The sequence below is a fragment of the Pseudomonas sp. AK-TSAG1-1 genome (assembly GCF_056821665.1).
Genome location: NZ_CM165965.1, coordinates 5281896 through 5295267, shown reverse-complemented (window position 1 = coordinate 5295267; position 13372 = coordinate 5281896). Strand labels below are relative to the sequence as shown.

The following is a 13372-nucleotide window of genomic DNA, read 5'->3' as shown; positions in this document are numbered from 1 at the left end:
TCCATTGCGCAGGATTGCTCCATCACCGACACCTGCCGGCCCTGCGGCTGCAAGCGGGCGAACTTACCAGATCAATTCGGCCTGCGCTACTCCCGGATGTCGAGGCCCCGGCGGGTGGCGCTTGCAAATGTTTGGCAAGCCGTGTCTGGTGGTGTTGAAGACCTGTTCAATCACTGATTTTAGTCAATCCTGGAGCGTACGCTCATATCGTTACAGTCCAGCGTTCTTGAGGCTGTGACCGCGATGGGTTCTCGCTCGTTCCGGCAGATGAGTAGAATCGTTTCTTTTTCCCGTAGAAGGAAGGCCAATGGCTCAGCCCTACAGTGCGCGCAGTCGTGCGATCGAACCGTTCCATGTGATGGCGCTGCTGGCGCGGGCCAACGAATTGCAGGCTGAAGGCCACGACGTTATCCATCTGGAAATCGGCGAACCAGACTTCACCACGGCTGAGCCGATCATCCGCGCAGGCCAAGCGGCGCTGACGGCGGGCAAGACCCGCTACACCGCCGCGCGCGGCATTCCCGAGCTGCGCGAGGCGATTTCCGGTTTCTATCAACAACGTTATGGCCTGAACATCGACCCGCGACGGATTCTGATCACCCCCGGTGGCTCCGGCGCCCTGTTACTGGCCAGTGCCTTGCTGGTGGACCCTGGCAAACACTGGCTTTTGGCGGACCCCGGTTACCCGTGCAACCGGCACTTCCTGCGTCTGGTCGAAGGTGCGGCGCAGCTGGTTCCGGTCGGGCCGGACGTACGTTATCAACTGACCCCGGATCTGGTGGCGCGGCACTGGGATCACGACAGTGTCGGTGCGTTGGTGGCCTCGCCGGCCAACCCTACCGGGACGATCCTGACCCGTGATGAGCTGGCCGGGTTATCCACAGCGATCAAGGCGCGGCACGGGCATTTGGTGGTGGATGAGATTTATCACGGCCTGACCTATGGCACCGACGCGGCGAGCGTGCTGGAAGTCGATGACAGCGCCTTTGTGCTCAACAGTTTCTCCAAATATTTTGGCATGACCGGTTGGCGTCTCGGCTGGCTGGTGGCGCCTGACGCGGCAGTCGGCGAACTGGAAAAACTCGCGCAGAACCTCTACATCAGCGCGCCGAGCGTGGCGCAGTACGCCGCACTGGCGTGCTTCGAACCAGACACCATCGCCATTCTCGAAGAGCGCCGCGCTGAATTCGGTCGCCGCCGGGACTTCCTGCTGCCGGCGTTGCGCGAGTTGGGTTTCAATATCGCCGTCGAGCCGGAAGGGGCGTTCTACTTGTACGCCGATATCAGCCGGTTCGGCGGTGATGCCTTCGCGTTCTGCCGTCATTTCCTCGAAACCGAGCATGTTGCCTTTACCCCGGGACTGGATTTCGGCCGTTATCAAGCCGGCCACCATGTGCGTTTTGCCTACACGCAAAACCTCCCTCGCTTACAGGAAGCGGTGGAACGAATCGCCCGTGGCCTGAAGAGCTGGCAAGGCTGATGCGTTTTTATCCTGCTCTGGAAGAGGCGCGACTGATTCGCCGCTACAAACGGTTTCTCGCCGATGTTGAAACGATCAACGGTGAACTGTTGACCCTGCACTGCCCGAACACCGGTTCGATGCTCAATTGCCAGGTTGAGGGCGGCCAGGTGTGGTTCAGCCGTTCCAACGATCCCAAACGCAAGCTGCCCGGAACCTGGGAAATCGGCGAAACCCCGCAGGGCCGGCTGTTTTGCGTGAACACCGGCCGCGCCAACGCCTTGGTCGAAGAAGCCTTGCAGGCTGGGGTCATCAGCGAGTTGAACGGTTTTACCGCGCTGAAACGCGAAGTGGCGTACGGGCAGGAAAACAGCCGCATCGACTTTCGCCTCGAATACCCAAGCGGCCCAGCCTATGTGGAGGTGAAGAGCGTCACCCTGGGTTTCGACGGGACGAATGTGGCGGCGTTTCCCGATGCGGTCACCCAGCGCGGCGCCAAGCACCTGCGCGAGCTGGCGCATCTGGCCCGGGACGGTATTCGTGCGGTGCAGTTGTATTGCGTCAATCTCAGCGGGATCGAGGCGGTGCGCCCGGCGCAGGAAATCGATTCGGCCTACGCTGACGCACTGCGTGAAGCGGTGGCGTGCGGGGTCGAGGTACTGGCCTACGGCGTGCGCTTAAGCCACGAAGAGATGGTGATCGACCGGCGGCTGAACGTCCTGCTTAACGGTTAAACATCGATCCACAGCCCTTGTGCATCCTCGCGGCAAGGGATGGCGGTCAGGGATTGCCCGGCGCAGGGGCCGGCGACGCATTGGCCGTCCTCGATCAAAAACAGTGCGCCGTGAGTTGCGCACTGAATCAGGCTGTTGCTCGGGTCGAGAAACTGGTCTGGGTGCCATTCCAGCCCGACGCCGCGGTGCGGGCAACGGTTCAGATAGACATACGCCTGACCCTCGCGGCGCACGGCAAACAGTCTGTTTCCGTCGATGTCGAACCCTCGGCTGCCGGCCTCGGCCAGATCGGCGCCCGCGCACAAAAACTTCATGGCTATCCTCAAGTGTCGGCTCGTCACGGGAGATGTCCGAGCTTGACGTATAAATGCAAACAATTATCAAATGGCCGCCTTCATCCGCCGTGCGGTGACCGATGCCTAGGATACTTGGCCCGTTGTCCCGATGCGCGGAAAAACCTGTTCAAGGAAGCTGTGTATGCGCCTGAAAACCCGCGTTGCTGTGCTGTGTGTCGGACTTTTCGTCAGCCACCAGGCTGCAGCGGCTGATTTGCCGCAACGCTGGGTGAGCGCCGGGGGCGGATTGTCGGAGTGGGTCAGTGCGCTGGGCGGCGAGACGAAACTGGTCGGCGTCGACACCACCAGTCAGCACCCGCAATCGCTGAAGGCACTGCCGAGCATCGGCTATCAGCGCAGTCTGTCTTCGGAAGGCATTCTCAGCCTGCGTCCGGACATTCTGATCGGCACCGAAGAAATGGGCCCGCCGCCGGTTCTGGCGCAAGTGAGGAATGCCAAAGTACAGGTGGAGCTGTTTTCCGCGCAGCCGGATCTGCCAACCCTGCAAAAGAACGTCACGCACCTGGGGCAGTTGCTCGGCGCCGAGGCGCAAGCGGCTCAACTGCTGCAAAGCTATCAACAGCAACTCGATGCGCTGAAACAGCGAGTCAGTCAATTGCAGGCCAATCACAAGGCGCCGGGCGCTCTGGTGCTGATCGGACATGCAGGTGGCAAGCTGTTGATTGCTGGCAAGGACACGGCTGCCGACTGGATGTTGCAACAGGCCGGCGGGCATAACCTGGCGACGCATACCGGTTACAAACCGTTCTCAGTGGAATCGTTGGCGGGGCTCGATCCTGAAGTCTTGGTGTTCGCTGATCGCGCGTTGAGCGGTGAGGCGGCGAAAACGGCGCTGTTCAAGGAAAACCCTATTCTCGACTCAAGCCGCGCTGTCAAGGCCGGACGGGTGCTGGAGCTGGACCCGACGTTGCTGGTTGGCGGCCTCGGGCCGCGTGTGCCAGCGGCGTTGAAGACCTTTTCTGACGGTTTCTACCCGACCAAGGGCAACCCATGACCACATTGGTCAAACCCCGCAGCCTGTTTGTTGGCCTGACGCTGTTGTGTCTGCTGGCCATCTGGCTGTCGCTGGCGCTGGGACCGGTCAGCCTGCCGCTGTTCGATACCCTGCGCGCAGCGTTGCGCATGCTCGGTGTGCCGCTGGCGCCGGACGGTCTGGAGCAGGCTGAGCTGATTCTCGGGCAGATTCGCTTGCCGCGCACCTTGCTCGGGCTGGCCGTCGGCGGTGTGCTGGCGTTGTCCGGTGTGGCGATGCAGGGCTTGTTTCGCAATCCGTTGGCCGATCCGGGATTGGTCGGGGTGTCCAGCGGTGCTGCGTTGGGCGCGGCGATTGCGATTGTCGGCGGTGCGTTTTTTGGCGGCTTGCCGGAGTGGTTCGGGCCGTATTTGCTGTCGGCGTGTGCGTTTCTCGGTGGGCTGGGGGTGACGGCGCTGGTCTATCGACTCGGCCGCCGCAACGGTCAGACCAACGTGGCGACCATGCTGCTGGCGGGGATTGCCCTGACTGCGCTGGCAAGCTCGGCGGTGGGGCTGTTCACTTATCTGGCGGATGACGCGACCCTGCGTACGCTGACGTTCTGGAATCTGGGCAGCCTCAACGGCGCCAGTTACGCACGGCTCTGGCCGCTGCTGATCATCAGCGCCGGCGTTGCGCTGTGGTTGCCGCGCCGCGCCAAGGCCCTGAATGCGTTGTTGCTCGGTGAGTCCGAGGCAGGGCATCTGGGTATCGATGTCGAGCGGCTCAAGCGCGAATTGGTGTTTTGCACCGCGCTGGGTGTCGGTGCGGCAGTGGCGGCGGCGGGGATGATCGGTTTCGTCGGGTTGGTGGTGCCGCATCTGGTGCGCTTGCTGGCCGGGCCGGATCATCGGGTGCTGTTGCCAGCCTCGGTGTTGGCCGGGGCCAGTCTGTTGTTGCTGGCAGATCTGGTGGCGCGGCTGGCGCTGGCGCCGGCGGAGTTGCCGATCGGCATTGTCACCGCGTTTATCGGCGCGCCGTTCTTCCTTTATCTGCTGTTGCGAGGGCGTGCCTGATGCTGCGTGCGCACAATCTGCATATCCGCCGCGGCCGCAAGACGGTGCTCAGCGAGGTCAGCCTGCAGCTTGAACCGGGCGAAGTGCTGGGGGTGTTGGGGCCGAATGGCGCGGGTAAAAGCACATTGCTCGGCGCCCTCTGCGGTGAACTGGCGGTCAGCGAGGGCGAGGTTTCGCTGGATGGTCAAGCCTTGAGCTGCTGGACGGGTGCGCAACGCGCGCAACGTCTGGCGGTGTTGCCGCAGGTGTCGACGCTGGACTTTGCCTTTCGCGTTGAGGAGGTGGTTGGCATGGGCCGCTTGCCTTATCAGAGCGGTCGGGTGCGCGATGAGGAGATCGTTGCGGCAGCGCTGGACGCTGCGGATGCCGGGCATCTGAGCGGGCGCAGTTATCTGGCGCTGTCGGGTGGCGAACGTCAGCGTGTGCATCTGGCGCGGGTGCTGGCGCAACTGTGGCCGGGGCAGGCCGGGCAAAGCTTGTTGCTCGACGAGCCAACGTCGATGCTTGATCCGCTGCATCAACATACGACGCTGCAAGCGGTGCGCGAATTTGCCGATCGTGGCGCAGCAGTGCTGGTCATCCTGCATGATCTGAATCTGGCGGCGCGCTATTGTGATCGTGTGTTGTTGCTCGAAGGCGGGCGCCCGGTGGCGCTGGATACGCCGCAACAGGTCTTGCGACCGGATACGCTCAAAGCCGTGTTCGGTCTTGAAGTGTTGGTGCAGCCGCACCCGGAGCGTGGGCATCCGCTGATCATCGCCCGCTGATTTCTCATCGAGGTGATGGCATGCGCGGGATGTGGTTTTTGGCGGTGTTGTTGCTTGCAGGGTGTCAGCATGTTGCCGCGCCGCCGGTCAGTGGCGAGATTCGCGATCTGCACAGCGGCCAGGTGCTGACGGCAGAGGCGTTGCTGAAGCGTTTGGCCAGGCCGCAACACCTGATCATCGGCGAGCAACACGACAATGCCGATCATCACGCTGTGCAGTTGTGGTTGTTGCAGGCGCTCGGTGAGCAGCGTCTCCAAGGCAGTTTGCTGCTGGAAATGCTCACGCCTGATCAACAGCCGAAAGTGGATCAAGTCCGTCACGCAGCAGCGCCGCCCACTGATCTTCCCGGCGCATTGGCCTGGCAGGACGGTTGGGACTGGAATCTCTATGGTCCGATCGTGCGGTTCGCCCTCACGCAGCCCTATCCGTTATTGGCAGCCAATCTGGATAGCGATGAAATCCGCGCCTTTTATCGACAGCCGTCAGGTTTGAGCGGAGTTCGCAGCGATGCGCCCGCGGTGAAGGCCACGTTGCTTGAGCAGATCAGCGATTCACACTGCGGCTTGCTGCCCAAATCGCAAATGCCGGCGATGCTCGCGGTTCAGCAGCAACGCGATCGACGCATGGCCGAGCGTTTGCTGGCGGCGCCAACGCCAGCCTTGTTGTTGGCCGGTGCCTGGCACGCGCGCAAGGATGTTGGTGTGCCGCTGCATGTTCTGGATCTGGGCGCAGCCCAAGCACCGACGGTGCTGATGATGGCCGAGCAGGGGGCTGAGGTTACCGCAGCGATGGCCGATTATGTCTGGTACACCCAGGCGAAGCCGAAGCAGGATTACTGCGCACAGATGCGCAAACAGTTTGGCCAATGACTTTTCCACAGGCAAAAAAAGACCCGGTAGAACCGGGTCAAATAACCGTGATTAGCCTGATGAGGAGATAATCTGAGAGTCCGAACCAAGGGCTTTTCAGAATATCGACTGATCTCGCGACCAGTTGTGATAATCATAGCGATTCTCATTACCGAGTCAACCACTGTTTTTCCATTTACTTGATTTAGTCGTGAAAATGGCCGTAATGCCCCGGAAATACAGGACTTAACGCGGGCCTTTGCTGGCGATCAGTTGGGTGATCTGCTGGTTGAGCTGGCCGATACGTCGGGCCATGCTCTCAATGAGGCTGTGAGCAATTTTTGGATTGTTGCGGGTCATGTTCAGAAATTGATCGCCGGGAATCAGCATGACGGTGCTCGGCTCGCGAGCAATGACCGTAGCGTTGCGCGGCTCTCCCGTGAACACCGCCATGGCGCCGAAAATTTCGTCCTTGGGTACTTCGCCCACTTTGTGCCCATCAACAAACGCTTCGGCATGCCCATCGATGATCACGAAAACGTGATCGGCCACATCGCCCTGCTGGATCAGCACTTCACCGCTTTCGACCCGTTTGAAGCCGTTGGTGCTGCGAAACTCGCGTGGTTTCAATTCGGCTACAGCGTGGGCCAGCATTGCCATCTGACCCAGCAGATACTCCAGCAATTGCTCGGCCCTGCCAGGTTCGGCAAACAAGTGGTGAAGAAGATCAGTTCGCCGATATGGCAGCAATCGTAAGGCCCCGTCACTGCACAAACGGCAATCAGCCCAGGCCTGGCCCTGCTGCAGACCGATCAAGTCGCCTTCCTGCCAGTAAAAAACCGCCCGACCGCCAATGCAGCCGTTGATCACGCCTTCTGTCAGCAGAAACAACTGATCGTCGGGTAGCTGTCGCAGCAGATCGTCAGAGATTTCTGCCTCCAGCGCTGGCCCGCACGGCGCAAGCCCTTCGAGCCAGCGTACAGGCAAGCTCTGCAAGCGATTGATCAGTGCATCGACAGGTGCCGATTGTTCCCCGAGCAGATACATGGCGTCAGCGCCTATTTCAATTCTTGTGGCGAGAGGAAATAGCTTCGAGCTGCTTGTTCAAGGCGTCTTTGCGTTCGGCAGGGATGTCGTTCCAATGCACATCCATCAGCGCCCCTTCGATCGCATACAGCAACACCTTCGATGCGCGAAACCCGCGGGTACGCACGGCCCGGTAGGCGTCCACCGCCCCCAGGCGACGCAAGTCCGAAGCGCTGTGGATGCCCACGGCATGCAGCCACTGCGCCGACGTCTTGCCAAGATTCTTCAGGTGTTGCAGTTCATCATTCATCAAGCCTCCTTGCGACGGCCGAATGGTGCGTGGTCGAGCTTCTCAGGAGTGTAGCCATCAGTAGGAAAAGCGTGGTTGTTTGGTCGGATTCAACGCAAACGCTTCTAAGAAAGGGGCGCTTCAACGGTCTGCGAACGCAGATAAGGAGGGGGGAACAAAAAACAATGCAGGAGTGAGCCTGCTCGCGATAGCGGACTGGCAGGTACACATGTGTTGAATATCAAACCGCTATCGCGAGCAGGCTCACTCCTACAGGGAAGGCGTTGTGTCAGGGAATAATGAGGCTATCAGCGTGTGCGATAACGCAAACGCGTGCCGAAATTCATCGACATCAGAATCTCGTCGGCACTCAGCTCAACCGGGAAGTACGCGCCGGAAATCTGAGCATGAGCGAGGCTCGCTCCTTCAAGCGAAGCGTTACGGAAGTCGATGCCACGCAAATCGGCGGAACGGAAGTAGGCGTCCCTGAAATCCACGCCATCAGCATTCAGTTCACGCAGATCAAGACCGCGAAAGTCGCCACCGACCATATCGATCGGGCCGTCTTGCGGGCGCTCTTTGTTGAAACCTGTGATGTCGTCTTTGTGCAGCAAGGCATACAGCGGGGTGTCGAGAAGTTTCGGCTGGCTCATGTCAGATCACCTGTTGGTTTTATGACGCCAGTATAGTGCCACTATTTGGCGGCCGTGAAGCAAGCGAGGACTCCACGGCCGAAATAGTTTCTTACAGGCCCGGCAGGCGTTGACGGATCTGCGCGACCACGGTGTCCAGCGTGCCGGATTCATTGGTCTGTACGCGCTTGCTGCGCAGGATTTCTTCAGGCGTCAGTGCTTCGCGATTAGCCTGTTGCGCTTCGATCACTGCCAGTGTGGCATCGGACGGATCCTGTTTGTCCGCCTGACGAATTGCCAACCAGCTCTCGATCACCGCTTGTGGTGCGTTGCAGTCGAGGATCAGGAATGGCGTGCCGGTGGCTTCGGCGATTTTTGCGGCGCTGTCGCGTTGCTCACGCTTCAGGTAAGTCGCATCGATGACCACCGGGAACCCGGCGTGCAGGATCACTTCAGCGATTTCATGCAGGCGTGCGTAAGTCTTGGTGCTGGCGTCGGCGCTATAAATGCCGGCCTGCACATCATTGGCCACAGTTTGCTCGCCGAACAGGCGCTTGCGCTCAACGTCGGAGCGTAGGCGAATCGCCCCCAGTGCTTCGACCAGGCGCATGGCCACATGGCTTTTCCCGACTGCCGATACACCGTGGGTGATGGCCATGAAGCGCGAAGGAATGGTGCTGTAGCTTTCCGCCAGGTTGGCGTAGTTGCGGTACTGGCGCAGGGTGGTGGCGCGCTGCACTGGGGTGGCGTCCGCCGGCATGCTGAACAGGGCAACCTTGGCGCGAACCAGGGCGCGGTAGGCTTTGTAGAAGTTCAGCACTTCCAGGCCTTGATAGTCGCCGGTCAGCTCCAGGTACTGGCTGATGAAGCGACGGGCCAGGGATTTCAGGCCGCGGTCTTCCAGGTCCATGGCCAGGAAGCCGGTGTCGGCCCAGACGTCAGTGAAGCGGAACGGCTCGTTGAACTCGATGCAGTCGAAGATCACCACTTTGCCATCGATGACGGTGGCGTTGCCCAGGTGGATATCACCGTGGCATTCGCGGGTGAAACCCTCGGCTTTACGCTGAGCGAAAAGCGGCTTGAGGCGTTCGAAGCTGCTTTCGGCCCAGGCTTTCAGTGCTTCGAGTTGCAGCAAGTCGTTCTTGTCGCTGAGGAACGGCAGGATCTGTTCGAAGTTTTGCGAGACCGGGGCCATCACGCTGTCCGGTGTGCCGGCGTCATGCTCGGCCGGGACTTTCGGCGCGCTGAGGTGGAATTTGGCGATCTGTTCGGCCATTTCGTCGACGTGCCGAGTGGTCAACTCGCCGTTGGCTTGCAAGGTGCTGAGCAAACCGGTCTGCGGGAACTGACGCATTTTCAGCACATATTCGATTGCCGGGCCATCGCCGCCGAGTTGCGGCGCTTCGACGCTGCCGGTCACCGGCAACACTTCCAGATACAAATCATCGGTCAGGCGCTGGTTCAGGCGCAGTTCTTCGCCGCAGAAGTGCTCGCGCGATTCGAGGCTGGTGAAGTCGAGGAAGCCGAAATTCACCGGCTTCTTCACTTTATAGGCAAAGGGGCCAGTGAGGATCACCCACGAGATGTGGGTTTCGATGACCTGGAACCCTTCGACGGGGTGCGGGTAGAGGGCCGGGTTTTGCAGGGCAGCGATCAGGGACTGGCTCACGGGCGATCCTTCAGAGACTGGGAAATTCGAGGTCGCCATTATGGCCGCTCGCCAGCCCGACGCAAACCTCGGAGCGCTCCTGTTGAGTATGAATAAAGTGCGTATAATCCGCCGCCATGACTCGAACTCGATCCCCTCGTACCAAGAAAAAACCACCTGCCAGGGGCCTGAGCCCGTGGTTGGGTTGGGCCATTAAACTCAGCCTGGTCGGCCTTGTGGTGCTGGCCGGCTTCGCCGTTTACCTCGATGCCGTGGTGCAGGAGAAGTTCTCCGGCAAGCGCTGGACCATCCCGGCCAAGGTCTACGCGCGTCCGCTCGAGCTGTTCGTCGGACAAAAGCTCAGCAAGGATGATTTCCTGACCGAGCTCGACGCGCTCGGCTATCGTCGCGAAGCCGTGAGCAATGGTCCCGGCGCTGCCGCAGTCAACGGCAATACCGTCGATCTGAACACTCGCGGCTTCCAGTTCTATGAAGGTCTGGAAAAAGCCCAGCCGGTGCGCGTGCGCTTCTCCGGCGATTATGTGGCCGAGCTTTCGGGGCTCAATGGTTCGAAGCTGTCCGTGGTGCGGCTTGAGCCGCTGATGATCGGCGGCATTTACCCGAAAAATCTTGAAGACCGAATCCTGATCAAGCTCGATCAGGTGCCGCCGTACCTGCTGGAAACCCTGGTTGCGGTTGAAGACCGCGACTATTACAGCCACTGGGGCGTATCGCCGAAATCGATTGCCCGGGCCATTTGGGTCAACACCTCTGGCGGCAAGATGACCCAGGGTGGCAGTACGCTGACCCAGCAGTTGGTCAAGAACTTCTACCTCACCAACGAACGCAGCCTGAGCCGCAAGCTCACCGAAGCGATGATGGCGATGCTGCTGGAACTGCATTACGACAAGAAGGAGATTCTTGAGGCCTACCTCAACGAGGTCTTCGTCGGGCAGGACGGTCAGCGTGCGGTGCACGGTTTCGGTCTGGCCAGCCAGTTCTTCTTCGGCCAGCCATTGTCCGAGCTGAAACTGCACCAGGTAGCGCTGTTGGTCGGCATGGTCAAAGGCCCGTCCTATTACAACCCGCGTCGCAATCCTGAGCGCGCGCTCGAGCGTCGCAACCTGGTGCTCGACGTGCTTGAGCAGCAAGGCGTGGCGACTGCCGAACAGGTCGAAGCTGCGAAGAAAATGCCACTGGGTGTCACGACTCGCGGCAAGCTCGCTGATAGCTCATTCCCGGGTTTCATCGATCTGGTCAAACGCCAGTTGCGTGAAGACTATCGCGACGAGGACTTGACCGAAGAGGGCCTGCGGATCTTCACCAGTTTCGACCCGATTCTGCAGATGAAAGCCGAGGCCTCGGTCAACGACACCTTCAAGCGCCTGGCTGGACGCAAGGGCTCCGATGATGTGGAAGCGGCGATGGTCGTGACCAATCCGGAAACCGGCGAAGTCCAGGCAATGATTGGTAGCCGTCAGGCCAGCTACGCCGGATTCAACCGGGCGCTGGATGCCGTGCGGCCGATCGGTTCCCTGGTGAAGCCCGCGGTGTATCTGACTGCACTGGAGAAACCGAGCCACTACACGCTGACCAGTTGGCTGTCGGATGATCCGTTGTCGGTCAAAGGCGCGGACGGCCAGGTGTGGAAGCCGCAGAACTATGATCGCCGCTCACACGGCACGGTCTTCCTCTATCAAGGGCTGGCGCACTCCTACAACCTGTCGACCTCGCGTCTGGGCCTGGAAGTCGGTGTGCCGAATGTGCTCAAGACCCTTGCGCGTCTGGGCGTGACCCGGGAATTCCCGGCGTTCCCGTCGATGCTGCTGGGGGCTGGCGGCATGACCCCGATCGAAGTGGCGACCATGTACCAGACCCTCGCCAACGGTGGTTTCAATACGCCGATGCGCGGGATTCGCAGCGTACTGACCGCCGAGGGCGAGCCGCTCAAGCGTTATCCGTTCCAGATCGAGCAGCGTTTCGATCCGGCGTCCATCTACCTGATCCAGAACGCCATGCAGCGGGTGATGCGTGAAGGTACCGGCAGCTCGGTTTATAACGTGCTGCCCAAGACCCTGACGCTGGCCGGCAAGACCGGTACCAGTAACGATTCGCGTGACAGCTGGTTCGCCGGTTTCAGTCAGGACCTGCTGGCAGTGGTCTGGCTCGGTCGTGACGACAACGGCAAGACCCCGTTTACCGGGGCAACCGGTGCATTGCAGGTCTGGACCAGTTTCATGCGCAAGGCCGATCCGCTGCCGCTGGACATGCCGCAGCCGGACAACATCGTCCAGGCGTGGGTCGATTCGCGTACCGGACAAGGCTCTGACGCCAACTGTCCGGGGGCGGTGCAGATGCCGTATATTCGCGGCAGCGAACCGCCACCCGGCGCCGCGTGTGCAAGCGAAACGCCTGCTTCGCCGGAGTCGGTGATGGATTGGGTCAAGGGCTGGATGAATTAAGCAAAGAGGGTTTCAAGTGAACAAGTGGTTGATTCCAGCGGTGACCGCCGTGGCTTTGCTCAGCGGCTGCTCTACCGTACAGCGTGGTTCGATCCCGGTGGTGGATTCCGGCACGACCGTGTCCAACAGCGAACGCCTGTCGGCCAGCGGCGGTTTCCGCAAGACGACGGTCAAGCGCCCAGTACAAGGCCAGGCGCAATCCCAGGCCATCCCCCAGGGTGATACTGGCGTAGTGGTGATGGTGCCGGGTGGCGGCGCCACGACTTCGGCTCCGATCAGCACCTCGCCGATCGTTCCGGGCCCGGCGTCCGGCGGTATCACGCCGGGGCCGTACACCCCGTCGCCGGTCGAGTCGGCGCCGATCAACACGGGCAGCTACAGCATGCCCTCGACGCCAAGCGGGATTCCTTCGGCCAGCAGTGCTGGTGGTCTGTCGGCGGATGAGCAACTGGATGGCCCGGTGCTCGCCTTGCTGACGACTGCACAGCAGCAACAGGCCGGTGGTGACCTCAATGGCGCGTCCTCCAGTCTGGAGCGCGCCCAGCGCGTAGCCCCGCGTGAGCCGCAAGTGCTTTATCGTCTGGCGCAAGTGCGCATGGCTCAAGGTGATGCGCCACAGGCCGAGCAGTTCGCCCGTCGTGCGCTGACCATGGCCAACGGTCGTCCGGACTTGCAAGCCAACCTGTGGGAAATCATCGCGCAGTCCCGTGAGAAGCAGGGCGACTCCGCCGGCGCGGCTCTGGCTCGTCAGAAGGCCAAGGTTTCGCTCTGATGGATACTCGTTTCCCGAAAATCGCTGATCAGTTGCTGCTGATCGAGCGTGAGTTGCGTACTCAAGGCTGGTGGGATGAGGTTCAGCCATCGGTAGAAGCCTTGAGCAGTGTCGAGCCGTTTTCGGTCGACACGCTGGATTTCGAGCAATGGCTGCAATGGATCTTCCTGCCGCGGATGAAGATGATCCTCGAGCAGGATCTGCCGCTGCCCAATGCCTCGGGCATTCAGGAAATGGCCGAAATGGTCTTTGCCCAGCGCAATCTGCAGGGCAAGGATCGACAGCTGCAGGTGCTGCTCAAAGAGTTCGACCTGCTGATCACTGCTTCGCGCTGAACCGCAAGCTGCCAGT

14 protein-coding genes are annotated in these 13372 nt (G+C 60.8%); 9 read left to right on the top strand and 5 right to left on the bottom strand.

The features are described 5' to 3' along the window. The first annotated feature begins 307 nt into the window (after positions 1 to 307). Positions 308 to 1480: a pyridoxal phosphate-dependent aminotransferase gene (locus tag AC1UK9_RS23915; protein ID WP_482578632.1), complete on the top strand. Its 1173-nt coding sequence runs from the start codon at positions 308 to 310 to the stop codon at positions 1478 to 1480. Beyond that, on the top strand, positions 1480 to 2193 hold the full coding sequence (gene sfsA / locus AC1UK9_RS23910; protein WP_025108830.1) for a DNA/RNA nuclease SfsA: 714 nt from the start codon (positions 1480 to 1482) through the stop codon (positions 2191 to 2193). The genes AC1UK9_RS23915 and sfsA overlap by 1 nt, the downstream gene beginning before the upstream one ends. On the opposite strand, the gene AC1UK9_RS23905 is transcribed toward sfsA, so the two are convergent. Then, positions 2190 to 2507, bottom strand: a complete 318-nt coding sequence (locus tag AC1UK9_RS23905; RefSeq protein ID WP_025108831.1) for a Rieske (2Fe-2S) protein — start codon at positions 2505 to 2507, stop codon at positions 2190 to 2192. The two genes, sfsA and AC1UK9_RS23905, sit on opposite strands and share 4 nt — an antisense overlap. A 163-nt stretch (positions 2508 to 2670) precedes the next feature. Between AC1UK9_RS23905 and AC1UK9_RS23900 the strand changes: the two genes are divergently transcribed. The 4 genes from AC1UK9_RS23900 to AC1UK9_RS23885 are packed head-to-tail and all read left to right on the top strand — an operon-like array spanning position 2671 to position 6213. Next, positions 2671 to 3543, top strand: coding sequence for a heme/hemin ABC transporter substrate-binding protein (locus AC1UK9_RS23900; RefSeq protein ID WP_482578631.1), 873 nt, complete (start codon positions 2671 to 2673; stop codon positions 3541 to 3543). Between the two features lie 50 nt (positions 3544 to 3593). After that, positions 3594 to 4577: a FecCD family ABC transporter permease gene (locus tag AC1UK9_RS23895; RefSeq protein WP_177327303.1), complete on the top strand. Its 984-nt coding sequence runs from the start codon at positions 3594 to 3596 to the stop codon at positions 4575 to 4577. Continuing rightward, complete coding sequence (locus tag AC1UK9_RS23890) at positions 4577 to 5344, top strand: heme ABC transporter ATP-binding protein (RefSeq protein WP_482578630.1); 768 nt, start codon at positions 4577 to 4579, stop codon at positions 5342 to 5344. The genes AC1UK9_RS23895 and AC1UK9_RS23890 overlap by 1 nt, the downstream gene beginning before the upstream one ends. Positions 5345 to 5364: 20 nt before the next feature. Beyond that, a complete protein-coding gene (locus AC1UK9_RS23885; RefSeq protein WP_482578629.1) occupies positions 5365 to 6213 on the top strand; it encodes a ChaN family lipoprotein in 849 nt (282 codons plus the stop codon). Positions 6214 to 6438: 225 nt separating this feature from the next. Here the strand turns inward: AC1UK9_RS23885 and AC1UK9_RS23880 are convergent, their stop codons facing one another. The 4 genes from AC1UK9_RS23880 to AC1UK9_RS23865 all read right to left on the bottom strand — a co-directional run bounded on the left by AC1UK9_RS23880 (position 6439) and on the right by AC1UK9_RS23865 (position 9808). Beyond that, entirely contained in the window at positions 6439 to 7239 is an 801-nt protein-coding gene (locus tag AC1UK9_RS23880; RefSeq protein WP_482578628.1) for a Crp/Fnr family transcriptional regulator, read from the bottom strand. A 16-nt stretch (positions 7240 to 7255) separates the two neighbouring features. Beyond that, positions 7256 to 7528, bottom strand: a complete 273-nt coding sequence (locus tag AC1UK9_RS23875) for a TfoX/Sxy family protein (RefSeq protein WP_003228231.1) — start codon at positions 7526 to 7528, stop codon at positions 7256 to 7258. Between the two features lie 287 nt (positions 7529 to 7815). Next, positions 7816 to 8160 carry a pentapeptide repeat-containing protein gene (locus AC1UK9_RS23870; RefSeq protein ID WP_025108837.1) on the bottom strand — a complete coding sequence of 115 codons (345 nt, stop codon included), beginning with the start codon at positions 8158 to 8160 and terminating at the stop codon, positions 7816 to 7818. Between the two features lie 91 nt (positions 8161 to 8251). After that, a complete protein-coding gene (locus AC1UK9_RS23865) occupies positions 8252 to 9808 on the bottom strand; it encodes a bifunctional aminoglycoside phosphotransferase/ATP-binding protein (protein ID WP_025108838.1) in 1557 nt (518 codons plus the stop codon). Positions 9809 to 9924: 116 nt separating this feature from the next. Here AC1UK9_RS23865 and mrcB point away from each other — a divergent pair, with 116 nt between their 5' ends. The 3 genes from mrcB to AC1UK9_RS23850 are packed head-to-tail and all read left to right on the top strand — an operon-like array spanning position 9925 to position 13356. Continuing rightward, positions 9925 to 12249 carry a penicillin-binding protein 1B gene (gene mrcB / locus AC1UK9_RS23860; RefSeq protein WP_482578627.1) on the top strand — a complete coding sequence of 775 codons (2325 nt, stop codon included), beginning with the start codon at positions 9925 to 9927 and terminating at the stop codon, positions 12247 to 12249. Between the two features lie 16 nt (positions 12250 to 12265). Beyond that, positions 12266 to 13021, top strand: a complete 756-nt coding sequence (locus tag AC1UK9_RS23855) for a tetratricopeptide repeat protein (protein ID WP_473013602.1) — start codon at positions 12266 to 12268, stop codon at positions 13019 to 13021. Beyond that, on the top strand, positions 13021 to 13356 hold the full coding sequence (locus tag AC1UK9_RS23850; RefSeq protein WP_215502122.1) for a YqcC family protein: 336 nt from the start codon (positions 13021 to 13023) through the stop codon (positions 13354 to 13356). The genes AC1UK9_RS23855 and AC1UK9_RS23850 overlap by 1 nt, the downstream gene beginning before the upstream one ends. The last annotated feature ends 16 nt before the right edge of the window (positions 13357 to 13372 follow it).